The following is a 21,034-nucleotide window of genomic DNA, read 5'->3' on the forward strand; positions in this document are numbered from 1 at the left end:
TTTACAGTTTTTTCTATTATACAAAAGCTTTCTTGTATTGAAAAGGTACATTTGGTTACTGTTCTTGAAATTGAATGCCCTTTTCCATTTCGAAAAGCACTTGTTCGTCCTTTTCTCTTTCCATGGCTGCTTCGATGGCTGCGTAGCATTCGGGTTTTCCAATCTTTCCAAGTCCCCAGGCAGCCGTTCCACGAATGACAGGACGTGGGTCTTCCTTCATCAAACGAATGAGCTCATCAATCGCCGTCTCATCACGGTAATGCGCTAGCGCAAGAATGGCGTTTCGTTGAATTGGCTTTTTCCCTCGCCATGAACCTGAAATGAAACCGAATTTATCTTTGAATTGCCGGTTCGAAATGGAAAGCAATGGGGTCAATTTTGGTTTGACGATTTCCGGATCAGGTTCGAATTCTTCATGATTATGAAAATCCTTCTTCCGGTTTTTCGGGCAAACGGTCTGGCACGTATCACAGCCATAAAGACGGTTACCGATTTTCGTCCGGAATTCATCCGGCAAAAAATCCTTCGTCTGTGTTAAAAATGCGATGCAGCGATTGGCATTCAATTGACCGCCCTGGACAAGAGCATCTGTTGGGCACGCATCGACACAGATGTTACAGTCTCCGCAACTGTCATCGACCGGTTCATCCGGAGCAAACGGAATGTTCGTGACCAGCTCTCCAAGATATACATATGAACCAAATTCAGGAGTGATCACGGCACAATTTTTTCCACTAAAACCAATGCCCGCCCGTTCAGCTACCGCGCGGTCTGAAAGCTCTCCTGTGTCGACCATGGACTTCAATTCCACCTCTGGGAATTTTTCTTGTATATATGCTCCCAAACGGTGAAGGCGATCACGAACAACATCATGATAATCCTGTCCCCAGGAAGCGCGGCAGAAGATTCCCCGCCGCTCGCCTTTTTTACTTTTAGGAGCATCATGCATCTTTGAAGGATAAGCCAGGGCGATGGAGATGATGGATTGAGCACCGGGAAGCAGCCGGCCGGGCTCCGTCCGCTCTTGAACAGACCCTTTTTCAAAGCCGGACTGATAACCAAGTTCCTGCTGACGTTTCAGTCGCGCTTTCAACTCACCAAAAACGTCAGCAGAAGCAAACCCGATTTTATCAATTCCAATTTCTTTACTATATGCAATGACTTCCTCTTTGAATTGATGAAAATCCACCCTGACGCACCTCCTTTCTATCTTAAATCTTTCACTTTCGCTGTCCGAATCCGGTTAAGCGTAGCTGCCATTTCAAAACGTCTCGGTCTAGCCAACTCACCTGGGTGCTGGTCTTTGAACGGAGCAAAGGAATCGAGCCCTTCTTGATCCAGTTGTTGTTCAATTTTATCAAGTAGTTCATGAAGAGAATCCCCTTGCTTCAGCACACCTTTTTTATCTAAATGTAGCAGCAAATCAGCAATCAACCTTGTTTGAGATGCATCCACGAGCTGTTCTACATGATCTAACGTGACGTCTTCACGTCCCATCAAAATCTTGTGCATTCCTTTGGCCTGAACCTTTTCTTTCTTTCCTTTACGAGTTTGTAAGCTTTGAGGTAAGAAGGAACGTTTCGGTACAGCTCCAAAAGCATCATCATTCGATTCCATGCGGCCATTTGGGTACTTACTTGCGATTTGTTTCGCTTTTTCCGTAACATTATGAGGAATATACTGATCCATCATGATGACATCATCAGCAACTTGAAAGTAATCCCCAGAACCGCCCATAACAAGAATTGTAGAAACTTCTAATTCATCGCGCATCTGTTTAATTTTATCGATGAACGGGGTGATTGGTTCTTTCTCTTTCACAACAAGCTCCTGCATACGCTCATCCCTGATCATGAAGTTTGTGGCACTCGTATCTTCATCAATCAGCAAGCTCGAGGCACCAGCCTCAAGAGCTTCAATGACATTCGCAGCTTGTGACGTACTACCACTGGCATTCTCCGTTGAAAACCTTGTCGTATCTGTTCCATGTGGAAGGTTTTTAATGAAGGGAGAGATGTCGACTGTGGATACTTGACGGCCATCTTCCGCTCTCACTTTCACAGCAGAAGGATCTGTCAGCACATACTCCCGGCCATCCCCTTCAATATGAGGATACACGCCACGCTCCATGGCATTCAACAGGGTACTTTTACCATGATAACCGCCTCCGACGATTAATACAATTCCCCGCTTCAAGGCCATTCCTGTAATCGGCTCACCCCTGTGAGGAAGGTCAATCGTCACTCGATTTGATTCGGGGCTTTCAAAAGGGACAGCGTCTTGCATAGGTCTTTGACTAATGCCGCTCTCACGAGGAAGAACCGCTCCGTCAGCAACAAACGAAATCCAATCATTCTTCTTCATCTCATCAAGGATCGTTTGATGCTGATCGGCAAGTTGGCAGACCGATTCAATTTCTTTATCTTTTATAGCAAAAACAGATTGAGTCATAATCTCCGGAAGAATGGAAAAGAAAAGCTTTTCTGCTTGTTTCCCATTGATCCGCCTCCCATTAGCCGGAAGGCCAACCGTTAGACAGACCGTCAGATCCTCGGCTTCTAAGGAAACGGACGTTCGTTCCAGAATTTCCTGTCCGGGTTGATCGATGGCAATCATACCACTTTTCCCGGAACCTTTTACACTGGTTTGAGTCTTATTTATGGTTTTCGCAACTGCTCTCGTAATCCTGTCCTCTGCATAGTATTTCCTGCGAGGATCTTTTTTCCACTCAAGAGAAATTTTCCGTTCGGAATTTGGAATACGGATACGGATTTTAGAGGGAGCCGCAAAAGGGTCTCCCTGCACGTAATCAATCATCAAATCATATCTCTCGAATGAATACGTCCCTTGAATTTGTTTGTAGGCTTTATAGCTTTTTCCATCGATTTGTTTCAAATGCTGTTGTAACTTTTTCATCCTGGATTCCTCCCTCAAACGAATAGGTCTATTATAGGGTTTATCCAATTTTCATCAATAAAAAACGCAATGCTTCGTTACCCATTTAACGAAACACTGCGTTGGTTCACATAAGTATAAAATAATAGCATTGGAGCGGGTGAAGGGAATCGAACCCTCGTCATCAGCTTGGAAGGCTGAGGTTTTACCATTAAACTACACCCGCGTAAATTAAAATCATTATTCTTGTTTTGCTCAGGTCCAAGTTGTTCGGACAACTCTTATCGATTACATTTGTAATCATAACATTCGAAATCTAGCGACGCAACATGAAATTTACGATTTTTTGTCGAAAATTTACTTCCCCTTAACTTTAACAGTTTAATATAGATGTTTCCATATATTATTCCAATTTAAGGCTGTCTCTAAACCCTCTCTTGTTCTTCACGGTACTATTCCTTTGACCTGAAGTCTTGGTATGTTGATGGGGTCGGGGAGGAATAAGTAGTTCTTACTCCCCCTCCCACTCTCCTCCAAGCCTAAAGTTTACGAATATACTTTCCAGAAAAGTTAACCATTAAAGATTCATACCTCTCCAAAAACCGGATCAACGATTTTTAGTGTTTCAACTTTTCTTAGACTGATACACATAGATCATGGAGAACACTAGAAAAGCAATCAAGTGAATAGAGTCGATGAACAATTTGAAGAGATCAACTAACGTAGTAGAATCCATAGGTTTCACCCCCAACAAGCATTTAGCTGTGGTTCTGCTAAACATGTTGCTGTAAACAATAGAGCAGTTTGAGTGAGTGGACTAGTTTTAAGAGATAGTGAGAAGAAGCTTTCCCTTATGGTCCCTCGTAATCTCATTTTTATACGATGCAGACATCAACATTTAAAAATAAGAAAATACTACTAATGTCACCCATCCTTATCTTTTTATCAACTTAAAAAGAAACCGAGATGAAGCACCTCGGTTTCCTGAATATTTACATGTATTTTCCTTTTATAAAATCACCGTACTCTTCAATGCAGCGATTAAATGTTCAAAGTCTTCATCAACTTGCCTTCGAACATCATCCCGTTTGTAATCTTTGTTTTGTTCTTTAGAGTTTTCTGGTTCAATCAAAAGTGTACGTCCCTCCATAAAGGTAATTTCGATCTTACGTGGAGGGGTGTTTTCAGACAAACTGTAGTCTTCAAAGTATTCCTTCATAGAAATAATACGATCTGTAAACAAGGTTTCTTTTTTCAATGCCATGTCCTGGGATAGGCTGAGCACCGTTAACGTCCTGTCGTTACGATTCACAATAAACAGTTGTTGTTGATCAGAATCGATGACCTCTAATAAACGATAGTGGTCTGATTCGAATAACTCTTCCGTAAACTCAAGAATTGCCGCCGTTTTCAAATGACTTAACTCTTCCGTACCCAATCTTTCTTTAAGATGGATGGACATGTATTTGTAACCTCCTTAATAATTTGTTCATTGTACTCATCCCCCTTACCTTGCAGGTGAAAACATGTAATGAGAAAAATAAACAAATTTTACCATAACAAAAAGGGGGGTGGGGTTCCGAATGGATGATTCATTCGACAAACCCTCCTTTTTCTACATATGTAGATAGAGGTTACAAATATAAAGACACTTTAAAAATGGGTGTGGAAATCCTTCTTCCATATTTATTACAGCTGCTCAGAAAGAACTTTAAAGGACTCAACCGCTTCTTTGTAATAGGTAAACTGACGACTTTGAATCGTTTGCTCCAGTTTCTTGAGAGCTGTGGAGGCTAGTTGCTTTAAATCTTCATGACTGGTCATCTTCATCAGCTTTTTGATCATTACTTGCTTTTCCTTCGTGTCTTCCTCTAATTCCTTCCATTCTTCATCTGTATCGATGTGATGTTCTCCTAAGTCTGCCTCTACTCCTCGACCAAGACCATCAATCAATTGTTTCATTTCTTCATTGTCATCCATACTTTCCTGAATAGATCGGATTGTTCTGGTATCAACAAGTTCTTCTTCCACTACCGCTTCCATTTCTTCAGGCTCTGCTTTATCTATAATCACCGTTTCGTAGGATTGCCGATCATCACTGGGCAGGGCTTGAACGTTCACACTCTCTTGCTGCTCTACTTCCGTTAGTTGCCACACTCCAAACCCTAGTGCTAGGACACCAAGAATGGAAGTTCCTTTTACAAACTTACTCATTTTCCATCCCTTTCTCTTCTGATTTTCTATAATTTTATATTTTCCGACACTTTGTTGTAACGTAATTGTAACATTCCATGAAATAACAGTAAATATAAAAAAAAGAGAAGCTATGTTTAAGCTTCTCCTCTTGAACCATTTATAAGTTTTCTAAAAATAATCGAATGACATCTGCACCGCCTATGAACGTTCCCAATGAACTTCCGATATTCGCAAGAACGACCACAAGAAGAATACGAGTCACTTTATTGTTCCAGAACCCTTTGACACTTGTTACATCATCAGACAACGTTTCAAAGTCCGCTACATTCGGGCGTCTGAAATAGGCTTGTACTATTCCGGCGAACCAGCCTGCTGCAATTAATGGATTCAATGAAGTAATCGGTGCCATGATGAATGCTGACACAATAGCTAGCGGATGGGCAAGGGCTGCAGCTGCTCCAATGGCCGAAAAAGACCCGTTCCATAACACCCAGCTAATGGTTTGTTGAGTGCCCGCTGCAGGATTTGAAAAGAAGGTATAGAGAATGATGGATACAATCAATACCGGAATACTCCATCCAATGATTTTCGGTACCTTCGATTTTGGCGGACGTTGTTTCAGCTTTTTCAAATCGTGTTCTTTATGAATTTCTTCCTTGATTCCAGGTACGTGGGCCGCTCCGAGTATCGCGACTACTTTCTCACCTGGTGCATCTTTAATTTTTTGAGCCAGGTATTGGTCCCGCTCATCAATTAGTGGTTTCTTCAGCTTTGGGAAGTTATCCGTCAAATCCTGCAGCATCCCATCAAGCATATCCTGGGATTTCATTTTTTCCAACTCTTCTTCAGAGATTTTATCATTACTGAAGATGCCGTAAAATATAGACAACAACAGCTTCATTTTCCCTCCAAAGCCGATGTTGCCCCATATCCTTGAAAAAGTGATCTGGATATTTCGGTCAGCTAACACAAGCTCTGCGCCGACTTCTTCCGCTGATTCTATTCCCTGGATCATTTCCTGACCCGCTTGAATACCAAACTGCTTGGCCATACGTCGTTGGAATGAGGAAATGGCTAAGTTGACGAGTAACAAGGTCGCTTTTTTATTCTTAATGACTTCAAAAATATCTGTATTTTTCCAGCGATCACCATCCTGGATGGATTGAAACCTTTGCTCATCAAGTTCAACACAAACCGAATCCGGTTGCTCTTCTTCAATAACAGTTTTGACCTGTTCAGCACTGGCCTTCGAAACGTGAGCAGTGCCCACAAGAACGTATTCCTTATCGTCTATATGAATTCTCGTAATGTTTTCTTCCAATGCAGACATCTGAACCTTCCTTTTTCACTTTCCGTTTATTTACTTTCCCCTCTCATATTAAACTAGATGAGCCCAAATGAGAATGCTTTCGACTAAAAACATGTCATTGACAAGCACCTTGAGGAAGGATAGAATCTCCTATAATTATATAAACCATTCAACCTTGCGTATAAATTTGGAAATAAGGTCCAAGTGTCTCTACCGAACCACCGTAAATGGTTTGACTACGAGAGGGATATCCTTATCCTTCTCTTCAGTTCTGCACACGTAAAGGCTTAAAAAAGAGGAGGAACAAGAGGATGAAGATTGAAACACTAAAGAAAAGAATAAAGGTAGCAAATAAAGAACGTCCAGCTGACACCGTCATTAAGAATGCACAAATTGTCGACGTTTTTAATGGGGAGATCATTCTTAAAGATGTAGCGATTGTCGATGGATTCATTGCAGGTTTAGGGGAATATGAAGGAAAAGAAGTGATTGATGCTCAAGGACAGTACATGGCACCTTCTTTCATTGATTCTCATGTCCACATTGAATCATCCATGGTTCCGCCTTCGGAGTTCGCTAAAGTCGTCCTCCCGCACGGTGTGACTACAGTTATTACAGACCCTCATGAAATCGGAAACGTTCTTGGATCAGATGGCATCCAATTTATGCTCGATGATGCCAAAGATCTTCCTTTGGACTTCCATTTTATGCTTCCATCCAGTGTTCCCGCCACCCCTTTTGAAACGTCCGGGGCTGAATTACACGCCGCTGACCTTCAACCCTTTCTTAATGACTCACAAGTGCTGGGGCTCGGAGAAGTGATGGATTATTCTTCACTTCGAGACGCTGATCCCCGCTTGTTGAAAAAAATTGCACAGACGATACAAGCAGGTGGTTATGTCGATGGACACCTTGCTGGTTTGAATGACGATGCGGTCAATATATACGCGAGTTCAGGTGTTCAAACCGATCATGAATGTAATGCAACAGAAGAAGCACTCGCACGCCTTCAGCGGGGCATGTACGTAAGCATTCGTGAAGGTTCCGCTGCCAAAGACCTGCTCGCTCTTTTGCCTGTAGTGAACGAAAAGAACGCAAGACGGTGTCTTTTCTGTACAGATGATAAACACATTGATGACCTTTTAGATGAAGGGAGCATCGATCATCACATCCGTTTAGCTACAGCCGAGGGTTTCGACCCTATTACCGCAATTCAAATGGCGACAATAAATTCGGCCGAGTGCTATGGACTTCATCATAAGGGAGCAATTGCGCCGGGCTACATGGCCGACTTCCTGTTTTTTAAAGACTTACGTGCACTGGAAGTGACTCAAGTGTTTAAGGAAGGAAAGAAAGTGGCTGATCAAGGAACAATGGTAAAGAAACCATCCCCTTCGTCTTCAAGCTCTCAAAACATCACAAACAGTGTTCATATTCCAAACCTTTCAAAGGAGCAATTGAGAATACCTATAAATGAATCAAAAAAAGGAAACATCATAAAAATAAACAAAAATCAAATTCGAACGGATCATCTTATTGAAGAGGTGGAAGTCGAGTCAGGAGACTTTCAACCTTCTGTCAGCAAAGACCAATTAAAATTGGTCGTCGTAGAAAGACACCATCACACGGGAAATATTGGACTTGGTATTGTAAAAGGGATGGGACTTCTAAAAGGAGCCATAGCCACAACCATTGCCCATGATTCCCACAATATCGTAGCCGTAGGCACAAACGATGAAGACCTCTTAAAAGCCATCCAACACTTGGGCGGAATCGGTGGAGGGATGACCTTGTTTCATGAAGGGAATCCCCTTTCCTCTTTGCCCCTACCAATTGCTGGCTTGATGTCAGACCAAGGGTATGAGAAGGTAGCTCATCAATTAGTAGGCATTCACAAAGATCTGTCTACCCTTGGCTTTACCAATGACTTCAATCCATTTCTCACCCTATCGTTCCTGACGTTACCAGTTATCCCAAGCCTCAAGCTTACAGATAAAGGACTTTATAGCACCAAAGAAGCGAAACACATCTCTGTATCTATTTAAAAAAAGGAAGAAGCCAGGCGGTCGCCTGACTTCTTCCTTTTTGGTCAACTGGAGTTGGATTTACCCGTCATCTCTCTGCTTACTTTTTCGACAATTCGGGAAAGGTCTTCATCGATTCTCGCACCACTGAACCTCATGACAGTCCAGCCATGATTTTTAAGATAAGACTCTTTTTCCCACTCATCTTCCCACACATCGGAAGTAATGAGAAAGTCATGTTCTACAGCTTCTACGGCAATTTTCAATTCTGGAAAAGCGACATCAACTGTGTACTTTTCCACCTGATAACGCAAAGTAGGCTGTAAACCATAAGCAAGAAACCCTTCATATAGTCTCCGGACTAAATTTGAACTGATTCCATCAGCTCCCATTTCCTCTGGCTGCTCCTCATTTCTGACTCGTAGTGTCAGTACAATAGCAAGGATCAATAAGGTCATAAAAGCTGCATACTCGATAAACATGGTTATGTTCATATTCATCACCCACTACCATTCTATCCAAATGCCCCCACTTCTTATTCATCAGACCTTCCAGTTTTAAAAAGAGTCAAGTGTGACAGAACAAAAAAGAAGCTGAAGGAGAGCCTTCAGCTTCTAACACTTTTATTCTTGAAATACTTTTCGGATATCAATTTCAACGGTTTCGTCTGAATCAGTATCTTCTTCAGAACCAGCACCCTCTTCAGATACGATTACTTGAACGGCAGAGTTTTCGGAAGCATTTAACTTCGGTTGTGCACTAGCTTTTAAACGTGCCATTGTTTGATCTTCTTCTTGATCCTTTTGTCTTTAGGCTCCTCTTCTTCTTTCGCTGTCTCACTTACTCTCTCGCTAGCCATAGAACGTGATTTGTCTTTATCAGTCTCTACTTCTGAAGATGTTGGATCTTCTTCAGTTTTGTCCGCTTTCATTGTGGCATTTTCTTCTTTCTCTTGTTTCACTTTCTTTCTCACTCGCTTTAGACTGTGCTTTCTTAGCAGGCGCTTCCTTAACATCTGATTGTTCTTCTTTTCCAGATCGCAAACCAGGCAGCCTTTAGCTCACAACACCTTTTTCATTCATTCCCACATATTCGGAATACTCTGATCCATGGCGAAAATACGACGAACCGCTTCGTAATGATACTTATACACTTCTTCCCAATCTGGACGACTAAACGTATCAGCATGTTCCATCATATCAACGGTTTTAGTCGTCCAAGAGGCAAGTTCATCTTGACCAATTTCGTCAAAGTACGTTTCAAATTGGCGGAATTGATGAATCAAGTACATGTTCTTTTGTTGCATTAAAATAAATCCGTGACCTAATTCGAAATATTCACGTTCACTTGTCGAAAGGTCTTCCAATGGCTTCAGTTCAAACCCACGTCCTTCCCACGGAACTTGAATATCAATCGCCGATTGTTTGACAACGGTCATGAAGAATCCCAACGATTGCGTTCCGAAAGGATAAGGTCTTTCTTCTTCCTTCCAAACTTGCGTTGTTATACTTTTTGAATGTTTATCAAAAACCATTCCGTTATCATACACAATTTTAGGAAAGTGTTCCACATCATTGACGCCAAACTTTTCTTCCGCTTCTTCCGTCGTCAATCTTCGCTCTTCAGGAAGTTCGAAAGTTTCAAACGTTTCCGTGAATCCTTCGTATCCTGCGGGGATCATCATACGGGGATCATTTTTACTGTTGTAATCGCCTGATCCTGCGGGCTTTTTAGTTTCCTCTACCGCAATCACTTCGCCGTCTGCAAAATAAAGTGGATCGCCTGACAATTCTGCAATTACTTCGCCGTTTTTGTCGTAAATCTTATTGTCGGATTTAGGATTGACTTTTTCCGTTTCAGCCACTTCCACCGTTTCGTTTTTGTCCGGTTCTTTATTAGATTCTTCGTTTGTGGCACATGCCGTTAATATTAAAGTTGACACCATTGCTGCCGTTTTAAGTACGTTTTTTGTTTTCATAGAAGTCTCCCCTGAAATTTTAATATAGTAATAAACTACCAAACAGTAAAAAAACTGTAAAACCCTATAAATAGGATGATTGGTCAGATACGTATTTTAATATTTAGACGAGTTAAAAATAAAAAAAGACGGGATTTATATGGAAATATTAATTTTAAGGATTAGCATTCATGGTGACAAAGGTGGAGTTGATAGAATTGAATGGTTCTTAATAGTCTATGAGGGATGAGATCCCACAGATTCTTCATAAGACAAGTGACAAAGAAGAAACCCATGACCTTTTGATTTTATGTTTTTACATATGGATGTGGTGGCAAGTCTTTGATTCGTCTTCCTCCAACAATCTTCTATGCTTTGAATTCCTGCAATCCTATTTCCTCCCATTATTAATGGATATTTGGAGTGTGTGCAAAATAAAAAAGCTTTGCACTAATTAGTTAGTGCAAAGCTTTTTGTTACAACGTTTTAGTTGTTTAGATAGTACCGGTGGCCGGGGTCGAACCGGCACTCCGTGAGGAACACGATTTTGAGTCGTGCGCGTCTGCCAATTCCGCCACACCGGCATGTGACACAGGGTTTTACCGACATTTAAACAATGCTATATATGTTTTTGTCCATACGATTATGAATACCTCTTAGTTCATTAAACCATAATTATGGAAGGTGAACAACTAATTTAAAGAGGGTCTTAATATGAAATTACTACCGTTATACATCACTGTTTCTTCTTAAGTTCGATTGATAACCTGTCTAAAATTTGCAATGTGTCCTTCTGGATTTTCAAACCTATCTTCTAAATCACCATAAGAGGTACCTATAATCTTTTTCACCTGTGCAAGTGAGTAACCTTCCTCTTTATATTCCTTGATTTTTTGGATCACTCTAATTGATTCGTGTTCAAAGAAGTTATTCCTCTTTGCATAATCAATTAAAATCTCACGTCTTTCTCGCCATTTAGAATCTGGAATGGTTTCAGAATACAATCTATCAAAATTTCCCAACCAAATGTTCAGTCCAAAATATTCAATTTCTTCCATCTCACGTTTAATTATTTGTTCTTCGATTTCCTCTTCACTCATATCGTCCAAGGTATCCAACCATTCCATAATTTCATTTACATGCGAGTCTTTTTTTGCTATAGATTCTATATAACTTACAACATCTGGCTCGATGATGCTCCTCACTACGCTTGTGTGGTGTGGTTGTAAACCTCCCAACATTGGTATATCAATACCGAATTTCCTGCTGTAATCATATTCAATAATACCTAAGGGATATTTCACAAGGTGAAGTATAACAGAAACCCTTACGACTTCTTTCATCGTTTCATACCATCTTATAAAAGTTTCTTCCTCGAATGTCTGGAAGTTACTTTTGAACTTAATCCCCATTTTATTTGAATATTTATAGCCTTTAGTATGAACAAAGTCATGTAATTCATTGAGTTGCAACAACCTCGTTTTTAAATCGTAGACTTGGTTGATCTCCTTGAAATTATGATGCCTTGAGATTTTGCTCCACAACTCCGGGATTCTAGGTGTTTCGTTCTGAGAGCTTAACCATGATTTTATGTCTAAGTGTCCCTCATCACCTATATTCATGTATATTGATAATAAAGTTAATTCTAGGACATTCCGTAAAGATGTCAAACTTTGTTTATAAAGCCCCTGACTGCTAAGAACAAAAGATATCTGTAATTCCTCAAAAGATTCTTGTAAAGGAAAAGTGTTCCCTGACCAAAAAGTTTGCATGTCTTGAGGCACTAAATCTACTAAGGAGTTATAAACTGAAAGATAATCTTCCATTTCAAGCTTGAGGCCCTCGTGTTCTTTTATAAAATTGCATGTAGCTTCATATACTTCTCCACTTTTGTCAAAAGTGTATATTAATGAAGAAATCAACGTTATCCCCCTCCCCTTTGTACTTGATTATAACTTAAAAACAAGAAACTCTCTCGTATCGTAACAATTCACCTCTTATTTGCGAGCAATATCAGTACAAGCACTTACCAAATAAAATAAAGAGGTCAAACCTGTAAACCACCCCCCCCATAAAAAAATAAGCTTCCTGCTAAAGGAAGCTTATATACTATCTACCACAGTATTCTTTCTTCTTCGAATAGCCCTATATAATGTAGCTTTTGAAACGTTCGTCATTTCTTCAATTTCTTTAACCGTATATTGCTCTGTATCATATAACTTCAAGGCTTTCCCTGTGTGTCTTTCATCCTTTTTAGGTCTACCACCTTTGCGCCCTCTAGCTCTAGCGCTTTCTAAGCCAGCCCTGGTTCTTTCTGATATTAAGTCCCGCTCCATCTCGCTTAACACTGCTAACATTCTAAACATAGCTTTTCCAACTGCTGTTGTGGTATCAATACTATCGTGTATGCTAACTAATTCAATACCACGCTTCTCCAGGTCTTCAGTTAACTCGATAAGCTTTTTAGTGGAGCGTCCCAGTCGGTCTAATTTGTAAACTACAAGAGTATCCCCTTTTCTTGCATAATCCAATAGTTGTTGGAGCTCTGGTCTATCGTCCTTCATACCGCTCATTTTTTCAAAGAATACTTTTTCGCATCCTTCGGTCTTTAACGCATCAGTTTGTAAGTCAAGACTTTGATCTTGTGTACTAACTCTTGCATACCCAATTTTCATTTATGTACCAAATCCCCTTTATCCTTTGTACATCCATTGTATCAAAAACGTTTCATCAAACCAATTTTGATACGTTGTTTTAGACACGGGATTTGAAACTGTTTTTTGTATAATTGAGCTTTAATTTCGTCCAAATAAATTTAGTATCAAAAACATTCGTTTATGAGACATTAAGACTCACGTAAACTTAAAGTTAACCATCTTTAGCACAATACTTCGCCACTTGCTTCATTATCCTTTTAGCTTTCCAACGAAATGTACAAGCAAATTTGAATCCTCTACCTTCCTCGAGGATGTAAAAGATTGATGGGTCTCTTTTATCAAGTCCAATTTTTTTAACTTTATCCTGTTTAATAGTTACTTTTATCTTCCCTTGAGCGATACTTATGGAATCGCAATTTTCTTCCTCAACAGCTACCCCTTTCCAGAACTTAACCTTTTCAAAACTATGACGACCATTACAATACATCCAACCTACTACTTCATAAGTCTTTTCATTATAAATTGCACCAACGCATCCTTCGAAGCTCATATCTTCTAGAACATCTAGAATAAAATCCTCCCCATAATTAAATCCCCACCTGTTATGATTAAAAAGCTGTTCATCCATCCTAATCCACTCAGTAACAGCTTTTGTAGTTGGATAGATGTTCTTTTGTAGCACTTCCCCTTCCGGATTTTCTTTTGTGGGAATAAAAAAAGTGCTATCTCCCCAATCACCATTACACCTTTTCAAAAATGAAAGAATACTATCTTTTACATCTTCTCTATGTACCTTGTGATAATTCAAGTACCTATAAATAATTAAAGCTACACCAAACCCTGATAAACCAATTAAGACTCCACTTAAAACCTTTCCCAATAACCAAAGAAAACCATAAGAAATACTTCCCAATAACATTAGAGAAGTTAGCTGAATATTTGAAAATGAAATTTTTATTGTTTCAAAAGCTACGATAAAAATCTTAATTAAATCATATTCTTCCACTAATTATTACACACCCTTTCTGTCCAGTAACTATCAAATTTATTACATTTAAAACCTTTTTCACCAATGGTCATCCAACCTATTTTACATGTGCTTTTGTTGTGACAGAAACACACTATGAAGTGCATACTGTAGTATTTCACCTACCTTGCTTGATCCCTATTTTTGATCTGGGAAGAAGTTTATAATGGTATAAAAGAAAAACCTCACTTCAAAAACGAAGTGAGGTTTCTCCTTAATCGACAAACAAAAAAAGTAATCCACCCTGCCAACCAAGCTAGTGGACTTCCATTATACCATGACTTTAACCCTGGATAAATACAAAATTATCCTTTTATATAAAGAGATTTGATATTGTCTAGATTGAGGTAGTCTCTGACACTCCATTTGTATGCAATACCAAACTGCTCACAAACCTCTTTCATTTGTGCCAATCCAAATTCTCCATCGCGCTTGTATAATTGGTATCCCATATAAACCATTCCGCTTTTAGCAATGCTTTTAACGTTAAGCAATTCACTATACTCTTCTAAACCCGCTACATTTCTAGCCATATCCAAACGGTTGTAAATAGTGTATTTTTTCACCTTGTCTTCAGAATCAGTGTTGTAAGTTTTAGCAGTCTTAAATACATAAGGTGTTTCTGCCAACTCGGTCGTTGCCTTCACATTATTAGGTAGATCATCTGTATCTCCATTTTTCTTCTCGTAAATCTTTTCAGAAGCGGCTAGCTTTATAAGTTGGATAGCATTTTCAGTTACACTAATTGTCCTTACATTGGTACCCTGTTTCTTTTTTGATTTGCTATCATCCCGAAGTGTAACCACCTTATCCATTAAATTTACATCATCAAGGTGTAAGTTACATAATTCCGAAACTCCGCTTCCCTGGGCTCCTTCAAAGATAAGCTGGATAATCGCACCATCTTGAGCATTAATTAGAGTTTTCGTGGAAATTTCTAGAATGTCCTCTGCATGGATGAACTCGTTACTCTTCTTACTAATAAAGTTATAGAAATACTTACTTGGTTGTTCAGCTAGGTAGTTATCATCTCTAAGACCTTCTTCAACTGCAAAATCTAGATACTTTGTAATCATTCTTCCAGTTGTTCTTGCAGAACCTTGAGTGGATGGCTTAATTGTATTTTTCAACAAAGCTTCAATTTCATCTTGGTTAAATTCACCTAAGTCTTTTCCAAGCAAGTCTTCTGTTACTCCAGTCACTCTGAATAACCTTGAGTAATTCTTAACTGTCGATACATTAGCGTACATCAATAAGAATGACTCTTTAAGACTATTATTAAAGTAGTCCATTATCCGACACCTCTATATTGTATTAATTTAAGTGTTTGTTAGCGTTTATACAGGCTTAGACAAGCCTGTATAAAATGAATATCTAATATTAAATGAAGTATTCAGAAAACCTTTTAAGGGTTGGCTTCATATCTGAGGGAACTTTAGCGAGATCAATTTCTTTTTCAATAACAAATACAATCTCATCTTTATCATAACCCATTTGTCTACAAACCTCTATACTCTTAATTATTTCAGCTTCCGCTTCATGCATTAATGTCATTGCTTTAACTTTGTTTTTTTTCATTACTCTAGAAACGGCATCTTTAGTTATTCCAAATAGAGCAGCTATCTCTGCAACAATATTAAAGCCATACAAGTTAACTAGTTCATCTCTGCTCAGGTCTTCAATGCTAACCTCAACCCCGTCTTCTTTCATTGCCTTGTACTTTTCATACACTTTACCGTTTTCCATCATCCTTAAAACCTCCGTTAATTTGTATTAACGGGATCCCAAAGAAAAAAGCACGATAAAACTCAGCTCTTCCTAGGGAATCCCTAGTAGAAACTGTCTGCTTTATCGTGCAACCGACAATTTAACTTAGTTCTATAGTACCATCATTATTATTTAATGTAAAGGATACTTTCTAAATTTTCAAATAAAACTTACATTTCATTCGTTTCTCATACTCTATCATTTATGGATATAACTATTTCTTAAGACTTAGTACATCATTAGAAGTTGAATCATTTGCTGATAACCTTACATCATTCAACCAATGACCTTCTTTACCAAATTTATTTCGAATTGGATATAAAAACCATGATTTATCTTTAACTTTATCTGGAGCTATACACTCGATCAAGTTAGAAATGAAATATGAATACGCGAGGTTTTTTATTCTATAGTAACTATAAAGCCTATCAAACTGCTGCTCTTTTTTAGTTTGACTATCCCAATACTTAAAAAAGATATCTTTACCTATACATAGATGATTAACTTCTCCATTGCTTTGTATCAGTGATTCATTTAGTTCAGGGTTCAACACATTTTCTTCTATCGTTAATTCCCTCTGTTCATAAACAAAAACTCCATTAAACACTGATTCAGAAGCAATTCTTCCATTTTTATTTGCAGTCTCTAATACCCTTGAAATTCTTCCATTATTGAGAGCTGTTTTAACCTCTATAATAGCTTTCACGCTTTCAGGAGAGGTAACAATGAAGTCCCCATCATTAAACAAGAGAGGGTATGAGTTGTCATATATAATAATGTCTATTTGAGAGGAACGAGTATTGTCAGTAGCTTCCTCTGAAGACACAATAAACCCAGTACCTATACTAAAATTACTTGGGAGGAAGCGTTTTAAAACGTTTTTCAACATAGACTCTTTATAACGACCTTCCTCACCCCAGTTAGCATCCCCGATCAGTTCTCTTACTCTATTCTTGATAGTATATAACTCTAAGGTAATTGATTTTTGGAACTTTTCAATATCCCTTCTCATAAGACCCCTCCTAAACATGCTTGTATCGTATATCTATTAATTCAGCATAAAATTACAATCTCCTTTACAAAAAGAACCTTTATCGTTCGTATTAATTTTTTTGCTTCGCTGCTTTTGAAAAACCAAAGCAAAACCTATCTATAGGGTAGTTATAAAAACTTAATTCACTCTCGTTTTAGTGAGTAATACTCTTCCAAATCAGCATTCAAGATGATTATTTTTACACTCGTTCGTAGTTGTTATTGTAATTAGAAGAGCTTCAGTATTTAACCTTTCTACAATTTAAATGGGTGAGGGAAAAAGTGATGTTTTTACTTAATCCATCTGAAGCGGAGCGAGGATGGATTAACAAAACGTCTACTTTTCTCTCACATAACTCTGGTTCATCATGACTTATATAGGTTACCTTCGGTAACCACTCCCGCGCAGGTAATGAAGCTTTCGCTTCAAGCACCTGCTTGGGCTGAACAAAACAACTCACAACTTCGTTGGTCGTCTTTTTTGTTCAGTTATATTTATAAAGACATTAATAATTAACTTTGTTGTAACGTTACGTATATAAGTAAAGACTAAGAAAAAAGTTGCGCCGATCGACCCCACTTTTACGGTGAAAACCCCCGAAACTTTATTGTTTGAAGTGTATATATAAAGTTACACATTTCTTCCATATGTACATATGAAAACACAAAATAAAAAGAGCAGGCTACACGCCTACTCCATACTCTTTACTTATCAACCTTAAAAGAAAACATAACTTCTTGCGTTGGCTCAATGTAGTTTGAGTGCTTTCTGTTAAAAATGTAAGGATTAAATGTGTACATTGTATGTTTACCAATCGTAGTTCTTGCTAACACATACTCCCTATCAACAGTTAAACGCTTAACTGTCTTTGAAAGAGTTTCTGGTACGCATCCAATTAAACTTGCAAGCTCTTGCCTAGCAAGCGGCTTAATTAACCTACGGTTCGTCTCTTCGGGATTATGACATAAAGCATTAGTTTCATAATGTACGTAGGGCAACATACGATAGATTTTACCTAAATCTTCAGGCTTGGTTACTTGTAGCATACCCCTAACTTTTGTTGTAAAGGACTTAATAAAAAAACGATTGTTAGTAGTACCCTTGAAGTGTAGGTCAGGATTAATGAAAAACTCACCTTCCTCATTCTGCATTAAGACTCCAAGTTTTACACAACGGTTAAAAAAGTTACCAAAGGTAGACCTGTTCACAATTCCAAGAACGTCCTTAATGTCCTTCTTACCCATACTTTCCTTTAGGTGTGTTGGTTTCTTTAGTATAGAAGTATCATAATCAATAAAGCACTGAAGAACTAATAAATAACCACATTGTGCAGAAGTCAAAGTATGCATAACCTCACAAACTTTCTCCATATCAGTACAAGTATAATCACGACTCCTTCTCTGCTTTCTTTGCTCCCGCTTCTTGAATGCTTCTGAGGTTTCCTTATGCGTCACATTGTAATCTTCTGTCTTAATCTCACCCGTAACATCATCAATAACTTGTAAACTCATCAAAATCTCTCCTATCTTAATTTATGGCATCTAAAACATGCCTTTTTATCTGTTTTGTGATAGGAAAGATGGAAAGAAGCGGCTGAGCCGCTTCCCTTCAACTCTTCTTAAAAGCATAAATTTCAGGGTACTGTATCTTAATGTACATCTCCTCTGTACGCTCATGAATTACATGTACTTCGTTATTATCATAAAATTCTAGTTTTGCCTTTCCTTTTACGATGGAATAATGTAGCTTTTCCCGCTTTGCTTTATTTTGACCTTTCTTGTCTCCTACAGCTTGTATCAAGTAATTATCCAAATACTTAACGCCACTGTGACAATATCGACCAATACTCTCTCTAGTACAATCAAGAGCTTTACTAGCAGCTCTCATTGATGGGTACTGTACATATTCTTTACCTTTGAGATCTAACACATTAACAGGTATAGCTTTGTCTTTCCTGGTATTGTCTTCAAATGACAAGATGTCTAAGTTATATAGTGCGTAATCTCCATCAGGGTCTATCCTATCAAATGTTGGGCGCTTTTTCTTATCTCTATCATGGATTAAGTAATCAGCAGTAATCGTTAAAAATTTTCGCCATTTCTGAGGTAATTCTCTCTTTAGCTGTTTAATTAATTCATCTCCTGTCTCTAGCTCATACTGAACCCCCTTCTTAATATACGATGGATTATTAGCTACTCTATCCTTCGCGTACCTTCCACTCTCTTTGGCTAGAACTATAGCTTCTTCTTTCACACTAGTTGATGTAACCATTTCTTCTTGTTTCATCTTTGAAACACTCCTTTTGTTTATTTAGCTCTAAATGAGCTTTTTATATTTTTTGGAGTGCTCTTTAACCATATTAATTTTAGTGTTTGTTCGAGCGACTAAAACTGAATAACTAACACTAAAATTAATACTAATATAGAAGGTTTATATTGTCAAATTAAAATTGACCTTTTATACAGAATCATGGAATGTACTTTTAGTGATTGGGTGTGACTGAAGGTTTATTGTAGCTTCATCTATGTTGGGATTAGTTTTAAACCTCTATACTCCCCCTATTAGACTACTTAACACTCTTCATAATAGTGTAAATTTCACCTCAAAAATTAGTCTTTTATGGTAAAATATACATGAAATAAATTGTAGGAGGGATTAGCATGGCTAGAGGTATGATAGTGGGTTCTACTGATTACGGCAATCAGTCTCTAGAAGACATAAGAAAAGATTTAATACAATGGATAAACTCTCTAGAGGAAACCATACAAGATTTTAACGCTGCTATAGAGGATTTGGAGAGCAATGGTATGTGGACTTCTCTAGATTATGATTTCAAGAGTAGCTCGTTAAGCCTTATAAGATTTTTTAATACTGCAATTACAGACATCAAAAACGTTATTGATGGTATTGATAGTGAAATAAAAGAATACCATATCAATTTAGTGATGAATCTTGGGCAAAAAGCCCATGAATTGTATGAACTTCACCGAAAAATCTGGAGACAGGTTCCAAATAAACAATACGGTAATCCTAACTTTAGACATGTAGAAAAACTGTATGAGGAAGGTTCTAATATGACTGGAGATATGTTTGATTTAAATAATGTGGCTCCAAGACTTAAACAATTTGTTGGTAAGTCTAATAGCGGAGATGGATCAACTAATCCAGTAACAGTCACAAATAACTTTAATTCTCCAGTTTCAGGAATGCAGCAAAATTATAACAGTCATGATGTACACCAAAATAACAACCAAGGTTCTGAAAGTATTCATGAATTAAAGCAAATGATTGGTGAACTACAGCATCTTATAGAAAAGGAAAGTACAAGTGAGCATAAAAAAGAGGTTCTGAATAACTTAGAGGATTTAGATGAGACACTTTCTAAAGACGAGCCTAGAACAAATCAAATAAAGGCTTTTGGGAATGCTATTACTGGAAGCTTAAAGAATATGCTAACAATGAAGTCTTTTAAAAATACTGAAGAAGTATCATCAAAGCTACCCAAAATTATTGAAAATTTCCAGAGTGTACTTGATAAGTTTTAGGGAAACTTTAGCTATAATTATAAAAGAGAAGCCCTTTCTGCATCAAAGGACTTCTCTTTTTATTTACCTGTTACCTCTTTTAAACCTTTTATTGGTATTGAACTTACCCAGAATACTGTGGTTGTTAAATCCTTCTTTTAAGTCTTTCGAATATAAATTCACATAATTCATTGTTACTTCTAAGGTTGAATGTCCTAAAAGACGCTGGAGTTTAAATGCATCTCCACCGCTAGTTATATAGTGTTTGGCAAAGGTATGCCTAAAAGCATGTATGGAGGTCTTCTCGACTCCTCTACTCTTATTATAACGAGAAATAGCATGTTGCGCGGAGTTTCTAGTCATCTGCTCCTTTAGTTCGTTAACGAACAAGTAATCATCCTCTCCAAGCTCGTAACTGCGTACATATGTGTTAACTATCATTATTAGATACTCGCTGATAGGATTGTACTGAACTTTTCTATTCTTCGTTGTGGTTAAAACAACCATCCCATTCTCCAAATCTATGTCCTCTACCTTTAAGTTAAGCAATGTATTTAACCTGTTACCTGTCTCCAATAGGTAATTAACCATCACCCAATTGCGGTGCTCTACAAAGCCAATAGACTTCATATCTGGTTTCTCTAT

General features: G+C 38.2%; 20 protein-coding genes, 2 tRNA genes and 1 riboswitch (1 of these 23 cut by a window edge). Of the genes, 2 read left to right on the plus strand and 20 right to left on the minus strand.

Annotation, left to right across the window (positions count from 1 at the left end; translation table 11 throughout):
* Positions 1 to 55: 55 nt before the first annotated feature.
* The 6 genes from queG to ACQ4XT_RS00220 form a co-directional block, all read right to left on the minus strand.
* The gene (gene queG, locus ACQ4XT_RS00195) at positions 56 to 1,189 is read right to left on the minus strand and encodes a tRNA epoxyqueuosine(34) reductase QueG (protein WP_446851992.1); all 1,134 of its coding nucleotides are present in this window, start codon (positions 1,187 to 1,189) and stop codon (positions 56 to 58) included.
* Between the two features lie 17 nt (positions 1,190 to 1,206).
* A complete protein-coding gene (locus tag ACQ4XT_RS00200; RefSeq protein ID WP_446851993.1) occupies positions 1,207 to 2,916 on the minus strand; it encodes an ABC-ATPase domain-containing protein in 1,710 nt (569 codons plus the stop codon).
* A gap of 131 nt (positions 2,917 to 3,047) precedes the next feature.
* A tRNA-Gly gene (locus ACQ4XT_RS00205) sits at positions 3,048 to 3,121 on the minus strand.
* 783 nt (positions 3,122 to 3,904) lie between these two features.
* On the minus strand, positions 3,905 to 4,357 hold the full coding sequence (locus tag ACQ4XT_RS00210) for a hypothetical protein (protein ID WP_446851994.1): 453 nt from the start codon (positions 4,355 to 4,357) through the stop codon (positions 3,905 to 3,907).
* 227 nt (positions 4,358 to 4,584) lie between these two features.
* Positions 4,585 to 5,109, minus strand: a complete 525-nt coding sequence (locus tag ACQ4XT_RS00215; protein ID WP_446851995.1) for a hypothetical protein — start codon at positions 5,107 to 5,109, stop codon at positions 4,585 to 4,587.
* Positions 5,110 to 5,248: 139 nt separating this feature from the next.
* Positions 5,249 to 6,421, minus strand: coding sequence for a TraB/GumN family protein (locus ACQ4XT_RS00220; protein WP_226594711.1), 1,173 nt, complete (start codon positions 6,419 to 6,421; stop codon positions 5,249 to 5,251).
* Between the two features lie 136 nt (positions 6,422 to 6,557).
* Positions 6,558 to 6,659, plus strand: a riboswitch (purine riboswitch).
* A 52-nt stretch (positions 6,660 to 6,711) separates the two neighbouring features.
* Between ACQ4XT_RS00220 and ade the strand changes: the two genes are divergently transcribed.
* Positions 6,712 to 8,445 carry an adenine deaminase gene (gene ade / locus ACQ4XT_RS00225; protein ID WP_446851996.1) on the plus strand — a complete coding sequence of 578 codons (1,734 nt, stop codon included), beginning with the start codon at positions 6,712 to 6,714 and terminating at the stop codon, positions 8,443 to 8,445.
* 44 nt (positions 8,446 to 8,489) lie between these two features.
* Here the strand turns inward: ade and ACQ4XT_RS00230 are convergent, their stop codons facing one another.
* The 13 genes from ACQ4XT_RS00230 to ACQ4XT_RS00290 form a co-directional block, all read right to left on the minus strand.
* Entirely contained in the window at positions 8,490 to 8,924 is a 435-nt protein-coding gene (locus ACQ4XT_RS00230; RefSeq protein ID WP_446851997.1) for a DUF559 domain-containing protein, read from the minus strand.
* 123 nt (positions 8,925 to 9,047) lie between these two features.
* On the minus strand, positions 9,048 to 9,203 hold the full coding sequence (locus ACQ4XT_RS00235; RefSeq protein ID WP_446851998.1) for a hypothetical protein: 156 nt from the start codon (positions 9,201 to 9,203) through the stop codon (positions 9,048 to 9,050).
* Positions 9,191 to 9,385, minus strand: coding sequence for a hypothetical protein (locus ACQ4XT_RS00240; protein WP_446851999.1), 195 nt, complete (start codon positions 9,383 to 9,385; stop codon positions 9,191 to 9,193). The genes ACQ4XT_RS00235 and ACQ4XT_RS00240 overlap by 13 nt, the downstream gene beginning before the upstream one ends.
* Before the next feature lie 117 nt (positions 9,386 to 9,502).
* Complete coding sequence (locus ACQ4XT_RS00245) at positions 9,503 to 10,402, minus strand: hypothetical protein (protein WP_446852000.1); 900 nt, start codon at positions 10,400 to 10,402, stop codon at positions 9,503 to 9,505.
* A gap of 481 nt (positions 10,403 to 10,883) precedes the next feature.
* Positions 10,884 to 10,965, minus strand: a tRNA-Leu gene (locus tag ACQ4XT_RS00250).
* Between the two features lie 165 nt (positions 10,966 to 11,130).
* Positions 11,131 to 12,303 (minus strand): hypothetical protein, encoded by a 1,173-nt coding sequence (locus ACQ4XT_RS00255; protein ID WP_446852001.1) that lies wholly within the window; start codon positions 12,301 to 12,303, stop codon positions 11,131 to 11,133.
* A gap of 180 nt (positions 12,304 to 12,483) precedes the next feature.
* Entirely contained in the window at positions 12,484 to 13,056 is a 573-nt protein-coding gene (locus ACQ4XT_RS00260; RefSeq protein ID WP_446852002.1) for a recombinase family protein, read from the minus strand.
* A gap of 193 nt (positions 13,057 to 13,249) precedes the next feature.
* Positions 13,250 to 14,044, minus strand: a complete 795-nt coding sequence (locus ACQ4XT_RS00265; protein ID WP_446852003.1) for a hypothetical protein — start codon at positions 14,042 to 14,044, stop codon at positions 13,250 to 13,252.
* Positions 14,045 to 14,370: 326 nt separating this feature from the next.
* Positions 14,371 to 15,357: a phage lytic cycle repressor MrpR family protein gene (locus tag ACQ4XT_RS00270; RefSeq protein WP_446852004.1), complete on the minus strand. Its 987-nt coding sequence runs from the start codon at positions 15,355 to 15,357 to the stop codon at positions 14,371 to 14,373.
* 88 nt (positions 15,358 to 15,445) lie between these two features.
* Entirely contained in the window at positions 15,446 to 15,814 is a 369-nt protein-coding gene (locus tag ACQ4XT_RS00275) for a hypothetical protein (protein ID WP_446852005.1), read from the minus strand.
* Between the two features lie 232 nt (positions 15,815 to 16,046).
* Positions 16,047 to 16,844, minus strand: a complete 798-nt coding sequence (locus tag ACQ4XT_RS00280) for a DUF6602 domain-containing protein (RefSeq protein WP_446852006.1) — start codon at positions 16,842 to 16,844, stop codon at positions 16,047 to 16,049.
* A 725-nt stretch (positions 16,845 to 17,569) separates the two neighbouring features.
* Positions 17,570 to 18,376, minus strand: coding sequence for a hypothetical protein (locus ACQ4XT_RS00285; RefSeq protein ID WP_446852007.1), 807 nt, complete (start codon positions 18,374 to 18,376; stop codon positions 17,570 to 17,572).
* A gap of 97 nt (positions 18,377 to 18,473) precedes the next feature.
* On the minus strand, positions 18,474 to 19,151 hold the full coding sequence (locus tag ACQ4XT_RS00290; RefSeq protein ID WP_446852008.1) for an NUMOD1 domain-containing DNA-binding protein: 678 nt from the start codon (positions 19,149 to 19,151) through the stop codon (positions 18,474 to 18,476).
* A 374-nt stretch (positions 19,152 to 19,525) separates the two neighbouring features.
* On the opposite strand from ACQ4XT_RS00290, the gene ACQ4XT_RS00295 reads away from it, so the two are divergent.
* Positions 19,526 to 20,410, plus strand: a complete 885-nt coding sequence (locus ACQ4XT_RS00295; RefSeq protein WP_446852009.1) for a hypothetical protein — start codon at positions 19,526 to 19,528, stop codon at positions 20,408 to 20,410.
* 63 nt (positions 20,411 to 20,473) lie between these two features.
* Here the strand turns inward: ACQ4XT_RS00295 and ACQ4XT_RS00300 are convergent, their stop codons facing one another.
* Positions 20,474 to 21,034, minus strand: partial view of a tyrosine-type recombinase/integrase gene (locus ACQ4XT_RS00300; protein ID WP_446852010.1) — the 3' portion only. It continues 390 nt past the right edge of the window; 561 of the gene's 951 nt are visible here — the last part of the coding sequence; its start codon lies beyond the right edge, outside the window; its stop codon occupies positions 20,474 to 20,476.

The organism is Halobacillus sp. 12SKB (genome assembly GCF_052941655.1).